This window comes from Pseudomonas sp. KU43P (assembly GCF_033095865.1).
Taxonomy (GTDB): Bacteria; Pseudomonadota; Gammaproteobacteria; order Pseudomonadales; family Pseudomonadaceae; genus Aquipseudomonas.
Genome location: NZ_AP019365.1, coordinates 999,501 through 1,024,199 on the forward strand (window position 1 = coordinate 999,501; position 24,699 = coordinate 1,024,199).

General features: G+C 62.3%; 27 protein-coding genes and 1 tRNA gene. 20 read left to right on the top strand and 8 right to left on the bottom strand.

Annotated elements, in window-relative coordinates; all coding sequences use genetic code 11:
• Window positions 1-10: 10 nt before the first annotated feature.
• The 6 genes from cyoE (at window position 11) to KU43P_RS04480 (ending at window position 4,662) form a co-directional block, all read left to right on the top strand.
• Window positions 11-898, top strand: coding sequence for a heme o synthase (gene cyoE / locus KU43P_RS04455; RefSeq protein WP_317661232.1), 888 nt, complete (start codon window positions 11-13; stop codon window positions 896-898).
• Window positions 899-1,221: 323 nt separating this feature from the next.
• Window positions 1,222-2,430: an alanine transaminase gene (gene alaC, locus KU43P_RS04460; protein WP_317661233.1), complete on the top strand. Its 1,209-nt coding sequence runs from the start codon at window positions 1,222-1,224 to the stop codon at window positions 2,428-2,430.
• Window positions 2,431-2,583: 153 nt separating this feature from the next.
• Window positions 2,584-2,967: a YkgJ family cysteine cluster protein gene (locus tag KU43P_RS04465; RefSeq protein ID WP_317661234.1), complete on the top strand. Its 384-nt coding sequence runs from the start codon at window positions 2,584-2,586 to the stop codon at window positions 2,965-2,967.
• Between the two features lie 187 nt (window positions 2,968-3,154).
• Entirely contained in the window at window positions 3,155-3,718 is a 564-nt protein-coding gene (locus tag KU43P_RS04470) for a GNAT family N-acetyltransferase (protein WP_317661235.1), read from the top strand.
• On the top strand, window positions 3,715-4,254 hold the full coding sequence (locus KU43P_RS04475) for a hypothetical protein (RefSeq protein WP_317661236.1): 540 nt from the start codon (window positions 3,715-3,717) through the stop codon (window positions 4,252-4,254). The genes KU43P_RS04470 and KU43P_RS04475 overlap by 4 nt, the downstream gene beginning before the upstream one ends.
• A gap of 21 nt (window positions 4,255-4,275) precedes the next feature.
• Window positions 4,276-4,662 (top strand): lysozyme inhibitor LprI family protein, encoded by a 387-nt coding sequence (locus KU43P_RS04480; RefSeq protein WP_317661237.1) that lies wholly within the window; start codon window positions 4,276-4,278, stop codon window positions 4,660-4,662.
• 94 nt (window positions 4,663-4,756) lie between these two features.
• Here the strand turns inward: KU43P_RS04480 and mnmH are convergent, their stop codons facing one another.
• Both mnmH and selD read right to left on the bottom strand, forming a co-directional pair.
• On the bottom strand, window positions 4,757-5,854 hold the full coding sequence (gene mnmH, locus KU43P_RS04485) for a tRNA 2-selenouridine(34) synthase MnmH (protein WP_317661238.1): 1,098 nt from the start codon (window positions 5,852-5,854) through the stop codon (window positions 4,757-4,759).
• The gene (gene selD / locus KU43P_RS04490; protein ID WP_317661239.1) at window positions 5,854-6,888 is read right to left on the bottom strand and encodes a selenide, water dikinase SelD; all 1,035 of its coding nucleotides are present in this window, start codon (window positions 6,886-6,888) and stop codon (window positions 5,854-5,856) included. The genes mnmH and selD overlap by 1 nt, the downstream gene beginning before the upstream one ends.
• Window positions 6,889-7,012: 124 nt before the next feature.
• On the opposite strand from selD, the gene KU43P_RS04495 reads away from it, so the two are divergent.
• Genes KU43P_RS04495 through phnE form a run of 4 tightly spaced genes read left to right on the top strand, consistent with a single transcriptional unit; the run spans window position 7,013 to window position 10,246 of the window.
• Complete coding sequence (locus tag KU43P_RS04495) at window positions 7,013-7,870, top strand: putative selenate ABC transporter substrate-binding protein (protein WP_317661240.1); 858 nt, start codon at window positions 7,013-7,015, stop codon at window positions 7,868-7,870.
• The gene (locus KU43P_RS04500) at window positions 7,867-8,661 is read left to right on the top strand and encodes a phosphonate ABC transporter ATP-binding protein (RefSeq protein WP_317661241.1); all 795 of its coding nucleotides are present in this window, start codon (window positions 7,867-7,869) and stop codon (window positions 8,659-8,661) included. Before KU43P_RS04495 ends, KU43P_RS04500 begins: the two co-directional genes overlap by 4 nt.
• Window positions 8,655-9,482, top strand: coding sequence for a PhnE/PtxC family ABC transporter permease (locus tag KU43P_RS04505; protein WP_317661242.1), 828 nt, complete (start codon window positions 8,655-8,657; stop codon window positions 9,480-9,482). The genes KU43P_RS04500 and KU43P_RS04505 overlap by 7 nt, the downstream gene beginning before the upstream one ends.
• A complete protein-coding gene (gene phnE, locus KU43P_RS04510; RefSeq protein WP_317661243.1) occupies window positions 9,479-10,246 on the top strand; it encodes a phosphonate ABC transporter, permease protein PhnE in 768 nt (255 codons plus the stop codon). The genes KU43P_RS04505 and phnE overlap by 4 nt, the downstream gene beginning before the upstream one ends.
• A 26-nt stretch (window positions 10,247-10,272) precedes the next feature.
• Here phnE and KU43P_RS04515 read toward each other — a convergent pair whose 3' ends face one another.
• The 5 genes from KU43P_RS04515 to KU43P_RS04535 form a co-directional block, all read right to left on the bottom strand.
• Entirely contained in the window at window positions 10,273-11,163 is an 891-nt protein-coding gene (locus tag KU43P_RS04515) for a bestrophin family protein (protein ID WP_317661244.1), read from the bottom strand.
• A 139-nt stretch (window positions 11,164-11,302) separates the two neighbouring features.
• Window positions 11,303-11,782 carry a GNAT family N-acetyltransferase gene (locus tag KU43P_RS04520; protein WP_317661245.1) on the bottom strand — a complete coding sequence of 160 codons (480 nt, stop codon included), beginning with the start codon at window positions 11,780-11,782 and terminating at the stop codon, window positions 11,303-11,305.
• Between the two features lie 140 nt (window positions 11,783-11,922).
• Entirely contained in the window at window positions 11,923-12,690 is a 768-nt protein-coding gene (locus KU43P_RS04525; protein WP_317661246.1) for a hypothetical protein, read from the bottom strand.
• A gap of 169 nt (window positions 12,691-12,859) precedes the next feature.
• Window positions 12,860-13,507 (bottom strand): trypsin-like peptidase domain-containing protein, encoded by a 648-nt coding sequence (locus KU43P_RS04530; RefSeq protein WP_317661247.1) that lies wholly within the window; start codon window positions 13,505-13,507, stop codon window positions 12,860-12,862.
• Window positions 13,508-13,785: 278 nt separating this feature from the next.
• Window positions 13,786-13,870: transfer RNA gene (locus KU43P_RS04535), tRNA-Leu, on the bottom strand.
• A gap of 108 nt (window positions 13,871-13,978) precedes the next feature.
• On the opposite strand from KU43P_RS04535, the gene queA reads away from it, so the two are divergent.
• From queA to KU43P_RS04565, 6 genes are all read left to right on the top strand, one after another.
• Entirely contained in the window at window positions 13,979-15,028 is a 1,050-nt protein-coding gene (gene queA, locus KU43P_RS04540; protein WP_317661248.1) for a tRNA preQ1(34) S-adenosylmethionine ribosyltransferase-isomerase QueA, read from the top strand.
• A gap of 14 nt (window positions 15,029-15,042) precedes the next feature.
• Window positions 15,043-16,158: a tRNA guanosine(34) transglycosylase Tgt gene (gene tgt / locus KU43P_RS04545; RefSeq protein ID WP_162144435.1), complete on the top strand. Its 1,116-nt coding sequence runs from the start codon at window positions 15,043-15,045 to the stop codon at window positions 16,156-16,158.
• Between the two features lie 43 nt (window positions 16,159-16,201).
• Window positions 16,202-16,537 carry a preprotein translocase subunit YajC gene (gene yajC, locus KU43P_RS04550; RefSeq protein ID WP_008092587.1) on the top strand — a complete coding sequence of 112 codons (336 nt, stop codon included), beginning with the start codon at window positions 16,202-16,204 and terminating at the stop codon, window positions 16,535-16,537.
• Between the two features lie 63 nt (window positions 16,538-16,600).
• Entirely contained in the window at window positions 16,601-18,463 is a 1,863-nt protein-coding gene (secD, locus tag KU43P_RS04555) for a protein translocase subunit SecD (RefSeq protein ID WP_317661249.1), read from the top strand.
• Between the two features lie 10 nt (window positions 18,464-18,473).
• Window positions 18,474-19,382: a protein translocase subunit SecF gene (secF, locus tag KU43P_RS04560; protein WP_317661250.1), complete on the top strand. Its 909-nt coding sequence runs from the start codon at window positions 18,474-18,476 to the stop codon at window positions 19,380-19,382.
• Between the two features lie 120 nt (window positions 19,383-19,502).
• On the top strand, window positions 19,503-20,045 hold the full coding sequence (locus KU43P_RS04565; RefSeq protein WP_317661251.1) for a glycine zipper 2TM domain-containing protein: 543 nt from the start codon (window positions 19,503-19,505) through the stop codon (window positions 20,043-20,045).
• Window positions 20,046-20,216: 171 nt separating this feature from the next.
• Here the strand turns inward: KU43P_RS04565 and suhB are convergent, their stop codons facing one another.
• Entirely contained in the window at window positions 20,217-21,035 is an 819-nt protein-coding gene (gene suhB, locus KU43P_RS04570) for an inositol-phosphate phosphatase (RefSeq protein WP_016393981.1), read from the bottom strand.
• Between the two features lie 150 nt (window positions 21,036-21,185).
• On the opposite strand from suhB, the gene trmJ reads away from it, so the two are divergent.
• The 4 genes from trmJ to KU43P_RS04590 all read left to right on the top strand — a co-directional run bounded on the left by trmJ (window position 21,186) and on the right by KU43P_RS04590 (window position 24,672).
• The gene (trmJ, locus tag KU43P_RS04575) at window positions 21,186-21,941 is read left to right on the top strand and encodes a tRNA (cytosine(32)/uridine(32)-2'-O)-methyltransferase TrmJ (protein ID WP_317661252.1); all 756 of its coding nucleotides are present in this window, start codon (window positions 21,186-21,188) and stop codon (window positions 21,939-21,941) included.
• A 3-nt stretch (window positions 21,942-21,944) separates the two neighbouring features.
• Window positions 21,945-22,730, top strand: coding sequence for a serine O-acetyltransferase (cysE, locus tag KU43P_RS04580; RefSeq protein ID WP_317661253.1), 786 nt, complete (start codon window positions 21,945-21,947; stop codon window positions 22,728-22,730).
• Between the two features lie 180 nt (window positions 22,731-22,910).
• Window positions 22,911-23,402: a Fe-S cluster assembly transcriptional regulator IscR gene (gene iscR, locus KU43P_RS04585; RefSeq protein WP_008092572.1), complete on the top strand. Its 492-nt coding sequence runs from the start codon at window positions 22,911-22,913 to the stop codon at window positions 23,400-23,402.
• A gap of 55 nt (window positions 23,403-23,457) precedes the next feature.
• The gene (locus KU43P_RS04590; protein WP_317661254.1) at window positions 23,458-24,672 is read left to right on the top strand and encodes an IscS subfamily cysteine desulfurase; all 1,215 of its coding nucleotides are present in this window, start codon (window positions 23,458-23,460) and stop codon (window positions 24,670-24,672) included.
• Window positions 24,673-24,699 lie beyond the last annotated feature (27 nt).

Consider the following 24,699-nt stretch of genomic DNA (forward strand, 5'->3'; position numbering starts at 1 on the left):
GTAAGACTGCATGTCCGTTAAGCACTTTATCCAAATCACCAAACCGGGGATCATTTTCGGTAACGTGCTTTCCGTGGCAGGCGGTTTCTTCCTTGCCGCGAAGGGCCATGTGGACTTCGCCCTGTTCCTGGCGGTGGTGGTAGGTACGTCCCTGGTGGTTGCGTCCGGTTGCGTGTTCAACAACTGCATCGACCGTGATATCGACATCAAGATGGAACGTACCAAGAACCGTGTCATGGTTCAGGGTGGCATGTCGCTGCCCCTCGCGCTGGTCTACGCCACCCTCCTCGGGGTGGCAGGCTTCAGCCTGCTGTATGTCCAGGCCAACCCGCTGTCGGCGTTCTGTGCGCTGATCGGCTTCATCGTCTACGTCGGTTTCTACAGCCTCTGGCTGAAGCGCAAATCGGTGCACGGCACCTTGGTCGGCAGCCTGTCCGGTGCCATGCCTCCGGTGATCGGCTACTGCGCCGTTAGCAACAGCTTCGACCTGGCTGCCGTGACCCTGTTGGTGATGTTCAGCCTGTGGCAGATGCCGCACAGCTTCGCCATCGCGATTTTCCGCTTCAAGGATTACAGCGCTGCCAACATCCCGGTCCTGCCGGTGGCGCGCGGCATCCTCGCGGCGAAGAAGCAGATCGTGCTGTACGTGCTGGCCTTCGTGCTCGCTACCCTGATGCTCACCCTCGGCGGTTACGCCGGCCTCGGCTACCTGGCCGTGGCTGCGGCCATGGGCCTGTACTGGTTGTACATGGCCTGGGGTGGCTACAAGGCCGAGGACGACAGCAAGTGGGCGCGCAAGGTGTTCGGCTTCTCCATCCTCACCGTCACTGCCCTGAGCGTGATGATGTCGGTGGACAGCCAGACGGCTGCGGACGTGCTGATGACGTACGCGCGCTGATACAGTCGCCTGTTACACGAAAACCCCGGCCATGTGCCGGGGTTTTTTTTGCCTGTTCTGCCCTATCGCCGGCAAGCCGGCTCCCACACGGGCTCCACTGTCCTTGAGGGGGGTGGTGTATCAGTGGGAGCCGGCTTGCCGGCGATAGGGCCAGACGAGAAAGCATAAAATTCGAATTTTCAATCAATTCATCTGAAAAGTTCTATCGAAACAGGAAATTGTCATTTACAAGTAAGATGTTTCGGCATTATCTTCTGATTCGGCCGCCGCAGCGGCCAGCGTCGCTCGGACGGTTCCGGGCGCTTACGTACTCAGAGGTAACCATGGCCAACCCAGGTTCGCCGCGCCGCTTCGCGCGCATCGATCGTCTCCCCCCTTACGTCTTCAACATCACCGCCGAGCTCAAGATGGCAGCCCGCCGCCGCGGCGAGGACATCATCGACCTGAGCATGGGCAACCCCGACGGGGCCACGCCGCCGCACATCGTCGAGAAGCTGGTGCAGGTCGCCCAGCGCGAGGACACCCACGGTTACTCCACGTCCCGCGGCATTCCGCGCCTGCGCCGTGCCATCTCCAATTGGTACAAGGAACGCTACGACGTCGCCATCGACCCGGAAAGCGAAGCCATCGTCACCATCGGCTCCAAAGAGGGCCTGGCGCACTTGATGCTCGGCACCCTCGACCATGGCGACACCGTGCTGGTGCCTAACCCGAGCTACCCGATCCACATCTACGGTGCGGTCATCGCCGGTGCCCAGGTGCGTTCGGTACCGTTGGTGCCGGGCGTGGACTTCTTCAACGAACTCGAGCGAGCGATCCGCGAGTCGATCCCCAAGCCGAAGATGATGATCCTTGGCTTCCCCTCCAACCCCACCGCCCAGTGTGTCGAACTGGACTTCTTCGAACGTGTGGTAGCCCTCGCCAAGCAATACGATGTGCTGGTAGTGCACGACCTGGCCTACGCCGACATCGTCTACGACGGCTGGAAGGCCCCATCGATCATGCAGGTGCCAGGCGCGAAGGACATCGCGGTGGAATTCTTCACCCTGTCCAAAAGCTACAACATGGCCGGCTGGCGGATCGGCTTCATGGTCGGCAACCCCGAGCTGGTGAGCGCGCTGGCCCGCATCAAGAGCTATCACGACTACGGCACCTTCACCCCGCTGCAGGTGGCGGCAATCGCCGCGCTGGAAGGTGACCAACAGTGTGTGCGTGACATCGCCGAGCAGTACCGCCAGCGCCGCAATCTGCTGGTCAAGGGCCTGCACGAGCTGGGTTGGATGGTCGAGAACCCCAAGGCGTCGATGTACGTCTGGGCCAAGATCCCGGAACAGTACGCCCATCTGGGCTCGCTGGAGTTTTCCAAGAAGCTGCTGGCCGAGGCCAAGGTGTGCGTGTCGCCGGGGATCGGTTTCGGTGACTATGGCGACGATCACGTGCGCTTCGCCCTGATCGAGAACCAGGACCGCATTCGCCAGGCTATTCGGGGCATCCGGCAAATGTTCCGGGCTGACGGCCTGGTACGCAAGTAATGCTGGATCAGGGGTCGCGAAGCGGCCCCTGATGCTGTCGGATCGGCGGCAAACTATTTTTCATTACCCCTCTTCTCAGCCGACCTGGCTTCGATTACAAATGGCGCCGCGGGCCTCGCCCCGATAACAACAACCTTTCCCCCCCGTGCCATCATGTCCGAATACAACCCTTGCCTTGACTGCGGCGCCTGCTGCGGGTATTTCCGTGTGTCCTTCTTCTGGGGCGAATGCCAGTCTGCCGGCGGCCTCGTGCCTGATGACCTGGTGGTGCAGATCAACCCGACCCGCGTTGCGATGATCGGTACCGACGCCAAACCCTGCCGCTGCGTGAGCTTGCAGGGCGAGATCGGTAAAGAGGTGGCGTGCACCATCTACGCCAACCGTTCCAGCCCGTGCCGAGAGTTCGAGGCGTCGTGGGAGGGTGGAGTGCATAACCCTAGCTGCGATGATGCGCGTGCAGCCTATGGTCTGCCACCGCTGACGCCGCCGGGGGCCAACGAGCCGCACTGGCCCGATGAGGGGGCCGAGGTGGCCTGATCCATCATGAAATACAAATGGCTGGTGGGTGCAAGGCGAACAACCTTGACCAGATTGGCGTAAGTACGTTGCAACCCATGTGGGGTGGCGCTCGATTTTCGCGCCACCACAACACCCAAGCCAGGCACCCTAAAGCACCACATGACGGTAGACTGTCATCTCCCCAGCAATGGACAGGAGATCCGGCGTGACCCCACCCCGCAGTTTCCCCAGCGACCTGTGCCTCGACAGCCCGCGCCTGCAACTTCGGCCCATGCGCCACGGCGACGCCGCGCAGTGGTTGGCGATCATGGCCGACCCCGAGGTCATGCGCTATTGGCACCACGCGCCCTGGCAGAACCTGGCCGAGGCCGAAAGCGCTCTGGCCGCCGACCGTGAGGCCTATGCCAGCGGCGAGCAGCTCAAGCTGGGCATGTACCGTCGCGACAATGGCGAACTGATCGGCATGGTTCAGCTTTTCAACATCGATGACGTCTCCCGGCGAGGTGAAATCGGCTATTGCCTGGCCAGTGCGGTGCAGGGCAGGGGCTACATGGACGAGGCGCTGACCTGTTTCATCGACTACCTCGCCCACACCCTGCACATGCGCCGCCTGGAAGGCGAGATCGACCCCCGCAACCAGGGTTCGGCGCGCACGCTCGAACGCCAAGGCTTCGTCCTCGAAGGCACCTTGCGTGCCCGCTGGTGTGTGGCGGGCGAGCTTTCCGACTCCGGCATCTACGGTCTGCTGCTCGAGCCACCTGTGGCATGACGGCTTTCTACCTGACCTGCAGCCTTGCCCTGTACTTGCTGGCCCTGTGTTTCGACGGCGCGTTGATGGGGGCTGGTAGGCACATGCCGGCCTTGCAGATGTTGCTGTACGGGCCCTGGGGTGTGCCGTTCGGGCTGTTTCAGTGGTTTGCCAATCCTCTGCTGGCCCTGGCCGTCCTAGCGCATCGGCGCTATCGACGGCTGGCGTTGGTGGCGGGATTGTGTGCGTTGTACCTGGCGGCCAGCAGCTTTGGTATCGAACGGCTGCCGGATAACATCAGCTATGCATTTCAGACGCGCACAGGCTTTGGTGCAGGTTTTTATCTCTGGTTGACGTCAATTGCCCTATTTTGCGCAGGGCAGGCTTGGTATTGCTGGAAAGCACGCAGCAGTGCCGACATGCCGGGTTGGCATTGGCTGGATGTGGCACTGATCGCGGCGCTGGCGGTCGCTTTGTATGCCGCCACGCAGATGCCTTCGCTGCGCTTCGAGCCGGGCAAGGTGCTGATGCCGCCCGAGCAGCTGCAAGCATTTTGACGTTCGCCAAGGAGAATCGAGATGAACAAGCAGTATCTGATGGGGTTGAGCCTGGCCATTTGCATGCCGCTGGCGATGGCTGATGACAACTCCCAGGCCTATACCCAGTGCATGGACAAGGCGTCCAGTACGGTAGCCATGAGCGCTTGTATCCAGGCCGAGACAAAGTTGCAGGACGCGCGGCTGAACCGCGTCTACAAGCAGTTGCTGGGCAGGCTGGATAGCGGGCAGCAGAAAAGCTTGCGTGAGGTGCAACGGCAGTGGATCGGCTATCGCGATGCCAACTGCCGGTTCCATGTGCAGGCCAGTGGCGGGACCATGGCTCAGCTAGAAGGGGGGATGTGTGTGCTGGACATGACACGGGAGCGGGCGGCGGAACTGGAGCGGGTGCTCAGCCCTGGGCAGTGATGTGTCCTGCGATGCCCCATCGCCGGCAAGCCGGCTCCCACAGTATCAGCGGCTGTGGGAGCCGGCTTGCCGGCGATGGTCCGCAATGCGGCCCTCAGCGTCTACGAGCCTTGAGGTACTCGCGCACTTCCACGGCATCCCCGGCAAACTCGATCCGCTCGGCCTTGGCCGCGCGCTGATAGGCATACATCGGGTCGTAGTACTCCTGCAGCAAGCCCTCGATCCAACCCCGGTGCAAATCCACCGTACCACTTCGCGCCTGCTCTTGCAGTGCGTCACGCAGGATCTCGTGCAAGCGCTTGAAGCGCTCGCCCCCCAGCCGCTTGTGGATATTGGCCATGCTCTGTAACAAGCGCTCGGCGAACAGCCGGCGACCATCCTCCTCGCCATGCAGCGCGACGAACTCGGCGCACAGGTTGATCACATAGTCGCGCAGGATACGTTGCACACGGTTTTCGAAGCTGTCCTCCAGCCACACCATCGGGTACTGCTGCATGCCTTGGTACAGCGCCAGGGGCACCGTGCAACTGCCGACGATTCGACCTTCATCTTCCAACACGAACTGTTCGATGCCGCGGGCGCGCTTTTTCAGCACGTCGATCGCCAGCTTGTTCTCGAAATCGATCTGCGCCGGCTGAGCGGTGACGCGTTTACCGAAACTCGAGCCGCGGTGGTTGGCGTGGCCTTCGAGGTCGATCACATTGTTCAACTGGTGCAGCACATCGGTCTTGCCAGTGCCGGTCAGGCCGCCCACCAGCACGAAATCGCACTGCTCGACAGCCGCTTGGGTGGTCTCCAGCAGGAAGGTACGCATGGCCTTGTAGCCACCCTTGATGCGGGGGTACTCGATGCCGGCCTCATCGCGCAGCCATTGCTGGACGATCAGCGAGCGCAGGCCGCCGCGGAAGCAATACAGGTAGCCGTTGGGGTGGGCCTTGGCGAAGCTGGCCCAGGCATGCAGGCGCTCGCGCTTGATGGCACCGCTGACCAGTTGATGGCCGAGGGTGATGGCGGCGGCCTGGCCTTGCTGCTTGTAGCAGGTGCCCACCCTCTGCCGCTCCTGGTCGGTCATCAGCGGCAGGTTGACGGCGGTGGGGAAGGCGCCTTTGACAAACTCGATGGGCGCGCGCATGTCCATCATCGGCGCGTCATCGAGAAACAGCTGGCGCAAGTCGGTGCAGTCGGGGCGCATCAGCTCACCTCGACCGCGTGGCTCTGTCGCTCGACCAGCGTGCCGATCGGCGACAGTTGCAGGCCCAGTTCGGTGGCCAGCGCGAGGAATTCGGTTTCGCCATCTGGGCTGACGGCAACCAGTAATCCGCCGCTGGTCTGCGGGTCACACAGCAGGTGCTTCTGCTCGTCGCTCAGCGTGCCGATCTTGTGACCATAGCTTTCGAAGTTGCGCAGGGTACCGCCAGGGATGCAGCCCTCGGCCAGGTAATGGTCGACGCTCGGCAGACGCGGAACGGCGGCGTAGTCCAGCAGGGCGGTGAGGCCGCTGCCCTCGGCCAGTTCGACCAGGTGGCCGAGCAGGCCGAAACCGGTCACGTCGGTCATCGCCTTGACCCCGTCGAGCTTGCCGAAGCGGCTGCCCGGGGTATTGAGGGTGCACATCCAGTCACGCGCCAGGCCCTGGTCCTGTTCGCGCAGCTTGGCCTTTTTCTCGGCGGTGGTGAGGATGCCGATACCCAGGGGCTTGGTCAGGTACAGCCGGCAACCCACGGTGGCGGTGTCATTGCGCTTGAGGTGGCGTTTGCTGACCACGCCGGTCACGGCCAGGCCGAAGATCGGCTCGGGTGCGTCGATGGAGTGGCCGCCGGCCAGGGGAATGCCGGCCTCGGCGCATACTGCGCGGCCGCCGCGGATCACTTCGCGGGCCACTTCAGGCGGCAGCACGTTGACCGGCCAGCCGAGGATGGCGATGGCCATCAGCGGGTCACCGCCCATGGCGTAGATGTCACTGATGGCGTTGGTTGCGGCGATACGGCCGAAGTCATACGGGTCGTCGACGATGGGCATGAAGAAATCGGTGGTAGAGACAACGCCACGTTCGTCATCCAGGGCATAGACGGCGGCATCGTCGCGCGAAGCATTACCGACCCACAGTTTCGGGTCCAGGGCCTGGGCGCCGCTTTCGGCCAGGATCACATCCAGCACCTTGGGGGAAATCTTGCAACCACAGCCGGCGCCGTGGCTGTACTGGGTCAGGCGAATCGGCTCGCTCATACGCACCTCAAGATCAAATTGTTGCGCGATTGTAGCAAAGCTGGCCTTTGCGCCTGTGGCTCTTATACTTCCCACGGTCGGCAGGTTGCCGCAATTTTCCCCGCTATCGAACCGGAGAACCCCCATGCTCAAACGCCCATTGGCGCTCGCCGCCGGCCTCGTGCTGTCCTGCTGTGCCGTTGTCGCCCAGGCCGCTGACACCTTGCGCGTCAGTGCCATCCCTGATGAGGCGCCGACCGAACTGCTGCGCAAGTTCAAGCCGCTGGGCGATTACCTGTCCAAGCAACTGGGCATGGAGGTGAAATTCGTACCGGTGGCCGACTACCCGGCGGTGGTCGAAGCGCTGGCCAGCAACCGCCTGGACCTGGCTTGGTTGGGCGGCTTCACCTTCGTTCAGGTGCACCTCAAAGATCCTAACGCCACGCCGCTGGTGCAGCGTGAGCAAGATGCCCAGTTTACTTCCAAGTTCATCACCGCAGACCCGAACGTGAAGAGCCTGGCAGATCTCAAGGGCAAGTCGTTCGCCTTCGGTTCGATCTCGTCCACTTCCGGCAGCCTGATGCCGCGCTACTTCATGAACAAGGAATACGGCATCAAAGAGCCCGATAAGTACTTCAGCCGCGTGGCCTATTCCGGCGCCCATGACGCCACCGTAGCCTGGGTGCAGGCCGACAAGGTCGACGGCGGCGTGCTCAATGCCAGCGTCTGGCAGAAGCTGGTCGATGCGGGCAAGGTCGATACCGACAAGGTCAAGGTATTCGCCACCACCCCGGCCTACTACGACTACAACTGGACCGTGAGCGGCAACATGGACGCGGCGCTGAAAGAGCGAATCAAGAAAGCCTTCCTCGACCTTGACCCGGCCAACCCGGAGCACAAGGCGATCCTCGACCTGCAGGCGGCCAGCCGCTTCATCGAGACCAAGCCTGAGAACTACAAGGGTACCGAGCAGGCTGCTCGTGAGGCTGGCCTGCTCAAGTGACCATCCATGTACACGGCGCCGGCCTGAGCCACGGCCAGGTCCGTGCGCTGGAGTCGATAAGCTTGCGCATCGACAAGGGTGAACGAGTGGCGATCATCGGCCCTTCAGGGGCCGGCAAGTCCAGCTTGCTGCACCTGATAGCGACTGCCGTGCACCCCAGCAGTGGGCGTCTGGAATTGTTCGGCGAACAGCCTTGGGCACTGTCTGCCCGTGCGCGCCAGCGCTTGCGTGCACGGATTGGCCTGGTGCATCAGGCGCCGCCCTTGCCGCCGCGCCAGCGGGTGGTGACGGCGGTGCTGGCCGGTCGTCTGGGGCAGTGGGGCACGTTGCGCGGCCTGCTCAACTTGATATGGCCAACCGACGTGCCGGGCGCGCGCCAGGTGCTGGCGGAGCTGGGCCTGGCCGACAAGTTGTTCGTCCAGTGCGGGCAGTTGTCCGGTGGCCAGTTGCAGCGGGTCGGTATCGCCAGGGCGCTATATCAGCGTCCTGAAGTGCTGCTGACCGATGAACCGGTATCGGCCATGGACCCGGTGCTGGCCGAGCACAGCCTGGCGCTGCTCAACCGCCATGCCCAGGCCAACGGCGTCACCCTGGTCGCCAGCCTGCATGCGGTCGAGTTGGCCCTGGCGCATTTCCCCCGGGTGATTGGCATTCGCGAAGGCCGGGTGGTGTTCGATTGCGCGGCCGAAGCGGTGAGCGAGCAGATGCTCGATGCCCTTTATGCCAACGAGCAACTGGGCTCGCCAGTTGTTCAGGGGCCGACCCTGACCGTGCAGATCCCCCGATGCTGACGGCCGACGCTCGCGACCCGGCATTACGGCCACGGTTGATGTTCACCTTGCTTGCCCTGGTCGTGTTGTGGCCTGGGTTGCAGCTGAGTGAGCTCAACCCTGGGGTATTGCTGCAGGTGGAAAACCGTCAGCAGATCGCGAGTTTTACCCGTGCTTTTTGGCCGCCGGCGCACGATGCAGCGTTTCTCGAACTGTTGTACAGCGCCACCCTGCAGACGCTGGCCGTTGCCACTGCCGGCATGGCTTTCGCGCTGCTTCTGGCGATTCCGGCCAGCCTTATGGCCAGCCGTGCCTTGTCGTTGCGTGCAGCGTCCCGGGGCGGTCGAGCCGGTGGGTGGTCGCGGCTGGTACGGATGCCGGTTCGCGGGTTGCTGATCTTTTTGCGCAGCGTGCCGGAAATCGTCTGGGCGCTGTTGTTCGTCCGTGTCGTGGGCCTGGGGCCGACTGCCGGTGTGCTGGCTATCGCCATCACTTACAGCGGCATGCTCGGCAAGGTCTATGCGGAAATCTTCGAATCGGTCGACCAGCGCCCCGCACATGCATTGCTGCAGGCCGGCAGTGGTCGGCTGGCGGCCTTCTGCTACGGCATCTTGCCGAGTGCAGGGTCAGAGTTGGTGTCGTACACCGTGTATCGCTGGGAGTGCGCAGTGCGGGCATCGGTAGTGATGGGCTTTGTCGGTGCAGGCGGGCTGGGGCAGCAGATCGACCTGTCGATGCGCATGTTCGCCGGCGGGGAAGTGGCGAGCATGTTGCTCGCGTTCTTCGGGCTGGTGCTACTGGCTGATCTGTTGAGCCGCTTCTTGCGCGGGAGGTTGGCATGAGCCGGGTGGCCAATGTGCTGGTCATCGGTGCCATCGTCGCTGCGGTGGTCGCGTCGTTCAGCTACCTGCAGATGGATCTGCATGCGATGGTTGGCGATGGTGGTTTGGGGCAGATGGGCGAGTATGCGCGGCGCTTCCTGCATCCGGACTTATCCACAGAGCACCTGCGTGCAGTGGGGCAGGGTGCACTGGAAACCTTGGCCATGTCGGGGTTGGGGACGCTGCTGGCGATGGTGCTCGGTATGCTCCTGGCCTTGCCAGCAGCGGGGCGATTCGGTTGGCCACTGCAAGCGGCGGCGCGCTTGCTGCTCAATGCCTTGCGGGCGATCCCAGAGCTGGTGTGGGCGGCGCTGACGGTGCTGGCCGCCGGGTTGGGGCCCAATGCCGGCACCCTGGCCCTGGCGCTGCACACGGCAGGTGTGTTGGGGCGACTGTTCGCCGAGGCGCTGGAAAATGCACCGGTGGAGCCGGCGGCGGCGATTCGCCTTCAGGGAGGCGGGCAGGTGGCGGCGTTCTGCTTTGGCACGTTGCCCAATTTGTGGCCACAGTTACTGGCTTACAGCTTGTACCGCTGGGAAAACAACATCCGCATGGCCAGCGTGCTGGGTTTTGTCGGAGCCGGCGGGCTGGGGCAGATGCTGTATACCACCCTGAGCCTGTTTCAGGAGGCGCAGGCCAGCACCGTGATCCTGGCGATGCTGCTGCTGGTGTTGCTGGTGGATGCCTTCAGTGACGTGTTGCGCCAGCGGTATGTGCGGGCCTGACAGCTAGCTGGGACTGCAAGCAGCCCTTACCGCTGCAACTCCCCGCATTGTGCTTCCCGTTGCATCGACTCCAGGTTGCGCTCGATGGTTTCGCAAATAGTGTCCATTTGAATCTGGTGCTCGCTGAAGCGAAACGGGCTCTGCAGGTCGGTGCCGATCCGCTCGATCGCCAGCAGCATGAAGCCGACCACCGTGGACGCCAGCGGGGTAAACCAACCCAGCGACTCCACCAGCCCCACCGGCACGATCAGGCAGAACAGCGTGATGAACAGCCGCGGAAAATACACATAAGGGTAGGGCAGCGGTGTATTGGCGATCCGCTCCATACCGCCCTGGGCGTTGGACAGGTCGACCAGCGTCGACTCCAACCGCGCCAGGCGAATGCTGTCCAGTCGCCCGGCCTGGTATTCGCGCGCCAGCAGTGCGGCCGAGCCGCCAAGAATGTCATTGGCAAAGTTGTTCGAGCGGTTGCGCCGTTCGAACTCGGCCGGCGGGATGAATGCCATCAGCTCGTCGGGGCAGGCTTCGCCCTTGAGATGCGCCGCCAGGCAGTTCACGTAGGCGATATGCCGACGCAGCAGCGTGGCCTTCACCGGGTTCAGTCCTTCATCCGTGTCGTCGATCAGTGTCAGTGTCTGTCGGGCGAAACTGCGCGAACTGTTCACCAGCGCACCCCACAGCGTTCGCGCCTCCCACCAGCGGTTGTAGGCGCTGCTGTTGCGAAAGCTCACCAACACCACCAGCGCCGAGCCCAGAAGGGTCAGCGGGATCAGCGGCAAGGTGAACTTGCTGTTGAAGAACAGCATGAAGTCGATGGTGACCAGCACGTCCCATATCAGCAGCCAGAACAGCGACCAGCCGATGTAGCCGAAGGTCTTCACCACCAGGCGGTACTTGCGGGCGATGATGTCTTTCACGCGGGGGGCCTCGAGATGGGGCAATGCAGGATCGGACGTCGAGGGGGCGGCAAGGTTCGCTGTCATTCGTCGAGGGGTGTTACAGGGAGTGACACGATAACGCGGGTAACTGGACTACACCCATTGAGGAATGCGTTGTTCAGGCCAATGCTTGCTTCATCTGTACCAACGCCACCCGCTTGCCATCAGGCGCCTGCCGTTCCTCTATTCCAAACGGAACAAAACCCAACTGTGGATAAAGCAGCAACCCCGCCGTGTTGTGATTGAAGCACGACACCCAGACCTCGCTCGCCGCGTACTGCTCGCGGGCCAGTTCGACCATGCGTTGCACCAGGTAACGCGCTACGCCTTGGCCGCGTGCGGCTGGGGCTACCACCACGTTGCCCAAGGCGCAGATGCCGCCGTGTTCGGCTTTGTAGAAATTGGCGAAACCGAGCACCACACCTTCGGCTTCCACTACCGTGGAACCGCTGCGCTGGGCAATGGCGTCGGTCAGTTGCGCGGGGGTGAGGGGGTAGGTGGCCTTGGGGAACATGTAGAACAGCTCGTCCGGGCCTTGGGGGAAGCAGCAGACGGCAGGGATGTCGCTGGGCTGGACGGGGCGATGGGTGAGGAACATGGCAGGTCCTTCTAGCGTTGACTGAGTTCTGCGTGTGCGGCTCTGGCCTCGCACACGCCCTGCCCAGTGTAATGGCGCTAGCAAGGGAGCGGGGGAAAGCCCTGTGCCGTGACAGGGCCTCTTGAGGTTTCCAGGCAAGGTTACGAGTGATTGCTCAGTGCCACGTCGTTGAACTTGAGTGCCTGTTCGTCATTACCGCGTGTGCGGAAAATGAGTTTGATTGACGGCGAGCGCTCAATTTTTCTGTCGGCCTCCTGGAACTGCAACGTCACCGAAGTCGTGACGTTGCGGATCAACTGGAAGTCGTTCCAGACGTTATTGGGTTGCTGGCCTACGCGCATTTGATTGATCTTCAGTGGGGCCCCGGCTTCGTCGAACATGCGTGAGTTGCCGTTGAAGCTGAACGAGCGGTCCATCCCCAGGTTGGTCAACTGGAAGGTGCAGGTAGGAAAGCGCCCGATGTTCTCGCATTCGACCAGTTCGACGCGTATGTCATCGACCACTTCGATGCGCTTGCCCAACAGGTTGCTGCCATCGTTTTCAATGATGGTCGACTGGACCTTGGCAAACTCGAAACTTGGCTTTGCATACTCGGTGCCCAGCGTGAAAAAGGCGAATGACAGCACCACGATCAAGGCCGTGGTCAGCGTACCGCGCATCATCTTGGGCAAGTTGCGAATCTGCCAGCAGATCGACAGGCTCGATAGCAACAGGAACGTACTGACCAGCAAAACGATGTTTCGCCAGTTGATGAAACCGAATCCGAAGACGCTGGGATCAGGTACCAGGTAGGTGATGATGGCCCACATGCCCCCCAGTACGACACCTACCCCGGTCATGATCTTCGCTATCAGCGTGGTGATCCGATTACTGCGCGTAGCGGGCAGCGCTTGCTCCATTTGGGACATACCAACTCCATGTCAGCCCCTCACGTCTGTCGGGGCGATGATTTCAAAGTGACATTATCGGTGCTGGTGTCCGCAGGGGTAAAGCGCTGATGCGCAGATAACGCTGCAATTCTGGTGGCCCGCAAAATGATGGCGATCAGGCGGAATGCTCCGCCTGATCCAGTAGGGCTCAGGGTTTGGTTGCCACGGCCACGTAGCCTTTGACCGCAGCAGGTGCGCCCGCAGGGCGGGGCTTGTGCGCCAGGTACTGGAAGCGCCGCCATTCCTTGTCGATCTCGCTGTACGACATGAACACGCTGACCCGCGCCTTGTCGGCCAGGTCGGGCCGGTTGCGGCTGTCGATCTCATCCTTGGGAATGAACGCCACATTGATCCCGACCACCTTGCCGTCTTCGGCAAACACCGGCCCTCCGGACATGCCTTTGACCATCGGGCCGTCATGTACCGAATAGAAGACGCTGCCGGGTGTGCCTTCCAGGCGCACCAGTGAGTCCAGTGTGTGGCCTTTGCCCTGTACCGGCATCATCAGGCTGTTGAAACCGACCGCGGTCACTGATTCGCCCGGCACGTATTGGCGCCAGAGCGGAACCTGGGTGGCCTTGTGCTTGAAGAACACCACGTCACCGAGGCCTTCGTGGACCACGTTGCGCAGGAAGGGCGTGTGTTTGGCGGTGACGGCGTAGTCCTCGTTCCACTGGATAGCGGTGGCCATCAGCAGCATTGGCAGCGGGGCGCCCGAGGTGACGACGAAAGCCTGGTCGTAGACAGGGTCCGAGACATAGGTGGTCGGCATTCCATTGCACCCACTCAGCAACATCATTGTTGCCAGACAGGGCACGGTAGATTTCATGATTTGCACATGGGCCAAGAATTGGGAGCGCAACTATGGCTAAGAGCCATCATCGCGGCAATACTTTATGCATACATCTGACGAATGACATCTTAAGTAGAGGGTGGGGTGCTGGCCAATAGATTGCAGCCATGCCCAGGAGGTGGGCGGTCATCGTGGTGGCGTCAAAATTGAGGGGTACAGGTGCGGTATGCCCAAATCCCAGGCACAAAAAAACCGACCATAAGGTCGGCTTTTTCTGGATTTGGTGCCCCGAGGGAGACTCGAACTCCCACTCCTTTCGAAAACGGATTTTGAATCCGCCGCGTCTACCAATTCCGCCATCAGGGCGTGTGGCGCGCAGTATAGAGAGCTACCTCTGGTCGGTCAATCGGCTTTCATGGTCAATTTTCACACATTGGGCTAAACTTCCCGGCCCTGCCGAACCCGAACATCATCATGCGCGTCGCCGATTTTTCCTTCGAACTTCCCGATTCCCTGATCGCCCGCCACCCACTGGCCGAGCGCCATGGCAGCCGACTGCTGGTCCTCGATGGGCCGAGCGGGGCGCTGGCGCACAAGCAGTTCACCGATCTGCTCGACTATTTGCGCCCTGGCGACCTGATGGTGTTCAACAACACCCGGGTGATCCCTGCGCGGCTGTTTGGCCAGAAAGCCTCCGGCGGCAAGCTGGAAGTGCTGGTCGAGCGCGTGCTCGACAGCCACCGCGTGCTCGCCCACGTGCGCGCCAGCAAGGCGCCCAAGGAGGGTGCGGTGATCCTCATCGATGGCGGTGGCGAGGCCGAAATGGTCGCGCGCCACGAGACGCTGTTCGAGCTGCGCTTCACCGAAGAGGTGCTGCCACTGCTCGAGCGTGTCGGCCACATGCCGCTGCCGCCGTACATCGACCGCCCCGACGAGGGCGCCGACCGTGAGCGCTATCAGACCGTCTACGCCGAGCGCGCGGGCGCCGTGGCCGCTCCGACTGCCGGCCTGCATTTCGACGAGGCGCTGCTGGAGAAGATCGCCGCCAAGGGCGTCGAGCGCGCCTTCGTCACCCTGCACGTGGGCGCCGGCACCTTCCAGCCGGTGCGGGTCGACAAGATCGAAGACCACCACATGCACAAGGAATGGCTCGAAGTGAGCCAGGACGTGGTCGATGCCATTGCCGCCTGCCGTGCCCGTGGCGGCCGCGTGGTCGCGGTCGGCACCACCAGCGTGCGCTCGCTGGAGAGCGCGGCGCGCGATGGCGTGCTGAAGGCCTTTAGTGGCGACACCGACATCTTCATCTACCCGGGCCGGCCATTCCACGTGGTCGATGCCCTGGTCACCAACTTCCACCTGCCGGAGTCCACGCTGCTGATGCTGGTCTCGGCCTTCGCCGGTTACCCCGAAACCATGGCTGCCTACGCGGCGGCGGTCGAGAACGGTTACCGCTTCTTCAGTTACGGTGATGCCATGTTCATCACCCGCAATCCGGCGCCGCGCGGCCCCGAGGATCAAGCATGAGTCGCACCTGTCGAATGTCCTTCGAACTGCTGGCCACCGACGGCAAGGCCCGTCGTGGCCGTCTGACCTTCCCCCGTGGCACGGTCGAGACCCCGGCGTTCATGCCGGTAGGTACCTATGGCACGGTCAAGGGCATGCTGCCGCGTGACATCGAGGCCATCGGCGCCGAGATCATCCTCGGCAACACCTTCCACCTGTGGCTGCGCCCGGGCACCGAGGTGATCAAGAAGCACAACGGCCTGCACGATTTCATGCAGTGGAAAGGCCCGATCCTCACCGACTCCGGTGGTTTCCAGGTGTTCAGCCTGGGCGCCATGCGCAAGATCAAGGAAGAGGGCGTGACCTTCGCCTCGCCGGTCGACGGCTCCAAGGTGTTCATGGGCCCCGAAGAGTCCATGCAGGTGCAGCGCGACCTGGGTTCGGACATCGTGATGATCTTCGACGAATGCACGCCGTACCCGGCCGAGCACGACGTGGCGCGTACGTCCATGGAGCTGTCGCTGCGCTGGGCCCAGCGTTCGAAGAACGCCCACGGTGACAACACCGCGGCGCTGTTCGGTATCGTCCAGGGTGGCATGTACCAGGACCTGCGCATGCGCTCGCTGGAGGCGCTGGTCAACATCGACTTCGACGGCCTGGCCATCGGCGGCCTGTCGGTGGGCGAACCCAAGCACGAAATGATCAAGGTGCTGGATTACCTGCCCGCGCAGATGCCCGCTGACAAACCTCGTTACCTTATGGGGGTAGGCAAACCGGAAGATCTCGTTGAGGGTGTGCGCCGCGGCGTCGACATGTTCGACTGCGTGATGCCCACGCGCAATGCGCGCAACGGCCATCTGTTCGTCGATACAGGGGTGATCAAGATCCGCAACGCGTTCCATCGCCACGATGATTCGCCGCTGGATCCGACCTGTGATTGCTACACCTGCACCAACTTCTCCCGCGCGTATCTGCACCACCTGGACAAGTGCGGCGAAATGCTGAGCAGCATGCTGAATACCATCCACAACTTGCGCCATTACCAGCGCTTGATGGCCGGTTTACGCGAGGCTATTCAACAGGGTAAATTGGCCGCCTTTGTCGACGCCTTCTACGCCAAGCGCGGGCTTCCCGTCCCGCCTTTGGACTGACTGTTCGCACTAACTTATTAGAACTTTACAACTGGAGTGCCCAATGAGCTTCTTGATCCCCGCCGCCTATGCGGACGCTGCTGCACCCGCCGCTGGCCCAGCCGGCACCGGCTTCGAGTGGATTTTCCTGGTAGGTTTCCTGGTCATCTTCTACTTGATGATCTGGCGCCCACAGGCCAAACGTGCCAAAGAGCAGAAGAACCTGCTGAGCAACTTGCAAAAAGGTGACGAAGTTGTCACCAACGGCGGCATCGCTGGCAAGATCGTCAAGGTCTCGGATGATTTCGTGGTGCTGGAAGTGTCCGACACTGTCGAGCTGAAGTTCCAGAAGGGCGCCATTGCCGCGACCCTGCCAAAAGGTACGCTCAAGGCTATCTGAGTTACCGGTTTTTCTTTCCAGTCGGGGCGCGCAACGCGCCCCGCGTCTTGAACGGGCGGCGTGATGCTGAACAAATACCCTCTGTGGAAATACGCACTGATCGTGTTGGTACTGGCGATCGGTTTTATTTATTCCGCTCCCAACCTCTACCCGGATGACCCGGCGGTGCAGATCAGCGGTGCCAGCTCGGCGCTGCACGTGAACCAGGCCGAACTCGATCGCGTCACCAAGGCGCTGACCGAAGCCGGTATCACCGTCAAGGGTGCGAGCCTGGGCGAGAAGGGCAGCGGCCTGGTACGCCTGACCAACCAGGAAGACCAGCTGCCAGCCAAGGATGTAGTGCGCAAGGCACTGGGCGATGATTACGTCGTGGCCCTGAACCTGGCCCAGACCACTCCGCAATGGCTGCGCAACCTGGGTGCGAGCCCGATGAAGCTGGGCCTGGACCTGTCCGGTGGTGTGCACTTCCTGCTGGAAGTGGACATGGACAAGGCCATGAGCGCCCGCATGAAAGTCTACGAAGGCGAGGTCAAGACCTTGCTGCGCAAAGAGCGCGTCCGCTACCGCAGCCTGCCTCAGCAGGATGGCGGCATCATGCTGGGCTTCGCTGACGATGCTACCCGTGAACAGGCACGTGCCCTGATCCGCAAGAATTTCAATGATTTCGACCTGACCACCACCGAGCGCAATGACGTCGCGGTGCTGCGTCTGGCGCTGACCCAGGCGAAAGTCGCCGAGATCCGCGAATACTCGATCAAGCAGAACCTCACCACCGTGCGCAACCGGGTCAACGAGCTGGGCGTAGCCGAGCCGCTGGTACAGCGCCAGGGCGCCAACCGCATCGTGGTCGAGCTGCCAGGCGTGCAGGACACTGCCGAAGCCAAGCGTATCCTCGGCAAGACCGCCAACCTGGAGTTCCGCTTCGGTGCCGAACCGGGTGCATCCAAGGCCACTACCGAGGTCTTCGAGTTCCGTGAAGGCGGCCGTTCCGCTCCGGTCGAGCGTGGCCTGATCATCACTGGTGACCAGGTCACCGACGCCCAGGCCAGCTTTGACGAGCACGGTCGCCCGCAGGTGAACATCCGCCTCGACGGCCACGGTGGCGAGCTGATGAGCCGCGCCACGCGCAGCAACGTCGGCCGCAGCATGGCGGTGATCTTCATCGAGCAGAAGCCGGTTACCCGCTACGTCAAGCAGACTGTCGACGGCGTCGAGAAGGAAGTGCCGGTACAGAGCTTCCAGGAAGAGAAGAAGATCATCAGCCTGGCGACCATCCAGTCGCCGCTGGGTAGCCAGTTCCGCATCACCGGCCTGAACGGCCAGGGCGAGTCGTCCGAATTGGCCCTGCTGCTGCGTGCCGGTGGTCTGGCCGCGCCGATGTACTTCGCCGAGGAACGTACCATCGGTCCAAGCCTGGGTGCCGACAACATCACCAAGGGTATCGATGCATCGCTGTGGGGCATGCTGTTCGTCTCGCTGTTCATCATCGCCATCTATCGTGGCTTCGGCGTACTGGCAACCATAGCCCTGGCGGGCAACATGGTGCTGCTGCTGGCGTTGATGTCGCTGTTGGGTGCGACACTGACCCTGCCAGGTATCGCCGGTATCGTACTGACCATGGGTATGGCGGTAGACGCCAACGTGCTGATCTTCTCGCGTATCCGCGAAGAGCTGGCCGCAGGCATGTCGGTACAGCGCGCCATCCACGAAGGCTTCAATCGCGCCTATTCGGCGATTGTCGATGCCAACCTGACCACCTTGCTGGTGGGGGGTATCCTGTTCGCGATGGGTACCGGGCCAGTCAAAGGCTTCGCGGTGACCATGTCCCTCGGGATTTTCACATCGATGTTCACTGCCGTGATGGTGACCCGTGCCTTGGTCAACCTGACCTGCGGCGGGCGTGACATCAAGAAGCTGTGGGTTTGAGGGAGCTACGATGAAAACCATCAATTTCATGGGCGTGCGCAATGTCGCGTTCGCCGTTACCGTGCTCCTTACCGTGCTGGCGCTGTTCAGCTGGTGGCACAAGGGTCTGAACTTCGGCCTGGACTTCACCGGCGGTACGCTGATCGAGCTGACCTACGAGCACCCGGCCGATCTGCAGACCGTGCGCACCGAGCTGGCCAATTCCGGCTTCCATGAAGCTGTGGTGCAGAGCTTCGGCGCCACCACCGACCTGCTGGTGCGCATGCCGGGTGATGACCCGCAGTTGGGCAACAAGGTGGCTGAAGCCTTGCAGAAGATCGGCGGTGACAACCCGGCCACGCTCAAGCGAGTCGAGTTCGTCGGGCCGCAGGTCGGTGAAGAGCTGCGTGACCAGGGTGGTCTCGGCATGCTGCTGGCGCTGGGCGGCATCCTCATCTACCTGGCCTTCCGCTTCCAGTGGAAGTTCGCGGTCGGCGCCATCGTGTCGCTGATCCACGACGTGGTGGTGACCCTGGGTATCCTGTCGTTCTTCCAGATCACCTTCGACCTGACGGTGCTGGCGGCGGTGCTGGCGATCATCGGCTACTCGCTGAACGACACCATCGTCGTGTTCGACCGGGTGCGTGAGAACTTCCGCGTGATGCGCAAGGCTTCGCTGATCGAGAACATCAACGTCTCCACCACCCAGACCCTGCTGCGTACCGTCGCCACCTCGGTTTCGACCTTGCTGGCAATCGCTGCGCTGCTGTTCTTCGGGGGTGACAACCTGTTCGGCTTCTCCCTGGCACTGTTCATCGGTGTCATGGCCGGTACCTACTCGTCGATCTATATCGCCAACGTGGTGCTGATCTGGCTGAACCTGAACAGTGAAGACCTGATCCCGCCGGCCAAGAACGAGGGTGTGGATGACCGTCCATAAGGGCTGACTCCACGCCGTTCGGCGGTCAAAAAGGCGCGAGTGTTGAACTCGCGCCTTTTTTTTCGCTCCAAGGCTGGGAGAAGGCGGGCTAACCCCCGCGGGTACGATCAGGAGGTTCAAGTGAACAAATCAATGCTGGTGGGTGCGGTACTGGGTGCTGTCGGTGTAACTGCCGGAGGTGCTGTGGCGACCTACAGCTTGGTGAACAAAGGGCCTGAGTACGCCCAGGTCACCGACGTGCAGCCAATCAAGCAGCAGGTGAAGACACCGCGCGAAGTTTGCAAGGATGTCGCCGTGACCCGTCAGGCGCCGGTCAAGGACCAGCACCAGATCGCGGGTACCGTGGTCGGTGCCATCGCCGGCGGCTTGCTGGGTAACCAGATCGGCGGCGGCACGGGCAAGAAGATCGCTACCGTGGCCGGTGCGGTCGGTGGTGGTTATGCCGGTAACAAGGTGCAGGAAGGCATGCAGCAGCGTGACACCTACACCACCACGCAAACCCGCTGCAACACGGTCAACGACATCAGCGAGAAGGTGGTCGGGTATAACGTCACCTATTCCATCGGCGACCAGGTTGGCCGAGTCAAGATGGATCGCGAGCCGGGTTCGACCATTCCTCTGGACAAGAATGGCAAGCTGATCTTGAGCGAAGCTGGGCAGTGATTTGATGTTGCCTGCTCTGGCTCCATCGCCGGCAAACCGGCTCCCACATTGAGTGCTGTGCAGCGCCTGTGGGAGCTGGCTTGCCAGCGATAGGGCCAGCAAGGGCGGTACAAAATGCAGGTATAAAAAAAGCACCCTCGGCGGGTGCTTTTTTATGCCTGCAATCAGCGCTTAGCGCTTCATGTGCTCGGGCAGGTGTGGCTGGATAGCGGTCAGAACGGCCTTGAAGCATTTGATGTTGCCGGCGACGATATGGCCTTTGTCGAGGAAGTCGTGGCCACCGTTGAAGTCGCTCACCAGGCCACCCGCTTCCTGGATCAGCAGCACGCCGGCTGCCATGTCCCACTCGGACAGGCCCGACTCCCAGAAGGCGTCGAAACGGCCGGCGGCCACGTAGGCCAGGTCCAGGCTGGCAGAGCCGGCGCGGCGGATGCCGGCGGTCTGGCCGGTCAGGGCGCGGAACATGCCCAGGTAGTTGTCCATGTCGGCCATCTGGTTGTCACGGAACGGGAAGCCGGTGCCCAGCAGGGCGCCGTCCAGGCTGGTGCGCGAGCTGACGCGCAGGCGACGGCCGTTGAGCTGGGCGCCACGGCCGCGGCTGGCGGTGAATTCTTCCTGGCGTACCGGGTCGACGATCACGGCGTGCTCGAGACGGCCGCGGTATTTGCAGGCGATGCTGACCGCGAAGTGAGGGATGCCGCGCAGGAAGTTAGTGGTGCCGTCCAGTGGATCGATGATCCACAGGTAGTCCTTGCCTTCTTCGCCGGTGCCCGCGTGCAGGCCGGTTTCCTCGCCCTGGATGGAGTGGTTCGGGTAGGCCTTGCGCAGGGCGTTGACGATGCTCTGTTCGGCGGCGCGATCAACCTCGGAGACGTAGTCCTTGGCCTCTTTCTCGTCGACCTTGATGCTATCCAGGCGTTCGATGGAGCGGAAGATCAGTTCACTGGCGCTGCGAGCGGCGCGCAGGGCGATATTCAGCATAGGCTGCATGGGCGGGTCACCTGGAGATGTTAAAGAAGAAAGCCGAACATTCTAGCAGAAAAGTTTGGCGGCAGAAGTGTCACATTTGCTTTCATGGCGTTACGCTGGTCGGTTCTGTAAGATCGATCCCTCAAAACCCGCATCTGTGAGCACAACACCTTGCTGCAAAATATTCGTGTTGTTCTGGTCAATACCAGCCACCCCGGCAACATCGGCGGCGCTGCGCGTGCCATGAAAAACATGGGCTTGTCGCGTCTGGTGCTGGTGCAGCCAAAAGAGTTTCCGGCCGCTGACGCCAGTGCGCGCGCCTCCGGTGCCGACGACGTGCTGGCCAACGCCCAAGTGGTAGGCAGCCTCGAAGACGCGCTGGTCGGCTGTAGCCTGGTGATGGGCACCAGTGCCCGCGAGCGCAGCATCCCCTGGCCGCTGATCGACCCCCGTGAATGTGGGGCCAAGGCCGTGGAGCACGCCATCGGCGGCGAAGAGATCGCCCTGGTGTTCGGGCGCGAGCACGCCGGCCTGACCAACGAAGAACTGCAGCGATGTCACTTCCACGTGCACATTCCCTCGAACCCCGACTTCAGCTCGCTGAATTTGGCTGCTGCCGTCCAGGTGCTCTCGTATGAGGTGCGCATGGCCTGGCTGGCAGTTGAAGGCTGCGCGCCGCAAGCCGAGAAGGTCGACGCCAGCGAGCTGGCGACCATGGACGAAATGGAGCTGTTTTATGAACACCTGGAGAAAACCCTGGTGGACATCGGCTTCCTCGATCCCGAGAAACCCAAGCACCTGATGGCGCGCTTGCGCCGGCTGTATGGGCGAAGCTCGGTCGAGCGTCCGGAAATGAGCATTTTGCGCGGCATCCTCACCGAGACCCAGAAGGTCGCCCGGGGCGAGCCGCATAAGCGGAAGGACTGACAGATGTTCGAGCGTCTGCGTGAAGATATCCAGAGCGTTTTTCATCGTGACCCGGCGGCGCGCAACGCCTTCGAGGTATTGACCTGCTACCCGGGCATGCACGCGATCTGGCTGCACCGTCTGGGCAATGCCCTGTGGAAACGCGACTTCAAATGGCTGGCCCGCCTGGTGTCCAACTTCGGGCGCTGGATGACCGGCATCGAGATCCATCCCGGAGCGACTATCGGTCGGCGCTTCTTCATCGACCACGGCATGGGCATCGTCATCGGTGAAACCGCCGAAATCGGCGACGATGTCACCCTTTATCAGGGTGTGACCCTGGGCGGCACCAGCTGGAACAAGGGCAAGCGCCACCCGACCCTGGAAAACGGTGTGGTGGTCGGCGCCGGGGCCAAGGTGCTGGGGCCGTTTACCGTGGGTGCCGGGGCCAAGATCGGCTCCAACGCGGTGGTTACCAAGGCGGTGCCGGCCGGCGCCACGGCGGTGGGCATTCCGGGGCGGATCATCGTCAAGAGCGAAGATGGCGAGCTCGAGGCCAGGCGCAAGGCCATGGCCGAGAAGATCGGTTTCGATGCCTATGGCGTCAGTGGCGACATGCCTGACCCGGTGGCCCGCGCCATTGGCCAGATGCTCGATCACCTGCAGGCGGTGGACGAGCGCCTGGAGGGGATGTGCGGCGCATTGACCAAGATGGGCAGTGACTACTGTGCCAAGGAGTTGCCGGCGCTGCCGGAAGACGACTTCAGTGAAGTGGCCCAGGCTGCCCAGCGCGACACTCAGTCGCATTGATAACGCCGCGCTGACCGCGTGCTGACATATGGGGCGTGTGCTCACGCCCCTTTGCTGCTACAATCGCGCCCGCCTCCCAGATGCCAAACCCGACTAAAGCAGTAGGTCTAATAGTTGACTTAAATGCTCGGGAATCGCATACTCGCACACATCCTGTAACTCCCGTGGTACCCATTAGCCATGCGACTGACTACCAAAGGCCGATACGCCGTGACCGCCATGCTTGACCTGGCGTTGCACGCGCAGCATGGGCCTGTGTCTTTGGCCGACATTTCCGAGCGCCAGGGCATCTCCCTCTCTTATCTGGAACAGCTGTTCGCCAAGCTGCGCCGCAGCAGTCTGGTCTCCAGCGTGCGCGGCCCGGGCGGTGGCTACCAGCTGTCGCGCGGCATGGAAACCATCCAGGTGGCCCAGGTCATCGACGCGGTCAACGAGTCGGTCGATGCCACCCGTTGCCAGGGCCTCGGGGATTGCCATGCCGGTGACACCTGCCTGACCCACCACCTGTGGTGTGACCTCAGCCAGCAGATCCATGAATTCCTCAGCGGCATCAGCCTGGCCGACCTCGTCATGCGCCGTGAGGTGCAGGAAGTCGCCCAGCGCCAGGACCTGCGTCGTGTCGCAGGTCGTACTGCCCAGCTGGACAAGATTGAGACGTCCGCCGTCGATTGACCTTTTGCAATAGCCGTGACGACGAGCGACGCCACCGCCTGATAGGAGATACTCAATGAAGTTGCCGATCTACCTCGATTACTCCGCGACCACTCCGGTCGATCCCCGCGTCGCCCAGAAGATGGCCGACTGCCTGCTGGTCGACGGAAACTTCGGTAACCCGGCCTCGCGTTCCCACGTGTTCGGCTGGAAGGCTGAAGAAGCGGTCGAGAATGGCCGTCGCCAGGTGGCCGAGCTGATCAACGCCGACCCGCGCGAGATCGTCTGGACCAGCGGTGCCACCGAGTCCGACAACCTCGCCCTGAAAGGCGTAGCGCACTTCTATCAGACCAAGGGCAAGCACATCATCACCTCCAAGATCGAGCACAAGGCGGTCCTGGATACCGCTCGCCAGCTCGAGCGTGAAGGTTTCGAAGTCACTTACCTCGAGCCAGGCGAAGACGGCATCGTCACCCCGGCCCAGGTCGAGGCAGTGCTGCGCGACGACACCATCCTGGTCTCGCTGATGCACGTGAACAACGAAGTCGGCTCGATCAACGACATCGCCGCCATCGGTGAACTGACCCGCTCGCGCGGCGTGCTGTTCCACGTTGACGCCGCCCAGTCGGCCGGCAAGGTCGAAATCGACCTGCAAAAACTGAAAGTCGACCTGATGTCGTTCTCGGCGCATAAGGTCTACGGCCCGAAAGGCATCGGCGCGCTGTACGTCAGCCGCAAGCCGCGAGTGCGCCTGGAAGCGATCATCCACGGCGGTGGCCATGAGCGCGGCATGCGTTCGGGTACCTTGCCGACCCACCAGATCGTCGGCATGGGCGAAGCCTTCGCCATCGCCAAGCAGGAAATGGCCGCTGAAAACGTACGCATCAAGGCCCTGAGCGACCGCTTCTTCAAGCAGGTCTCGGACCTCGAAGAGCTCTACGTCAACGGCAGCCAGACTGCTCGCGTGCCGCACAACCTGAACCTGAGCTTCAACTACGTCGAAGGCGAGTCGCTGCTGATGTCGCTGAAAGACATCGCCGTATCGTCCGGCTCGGCCTGCACCTCCGCCTCGCTCGAGCCGTCGTATGTACTGCGCGCGCTGGGCCGTAACGACGAGCTGGCGCACAGCTCGATCCGCTTCTCCTTCGGCCGCTTCACCACCGAAGAAGAAGTCGACTACGCCGCGCAGAAAGTCTGCGAGGCGGTCAACAAACTGCGTGAGTTGTCGCCGCTGTGGGACATGTACAAAGACGGCGTCGATATCTCCAAGATCGAGTGGGCCGCCCACTAAGCAGTCGCCGGCAAGAGCGGCTCCCTG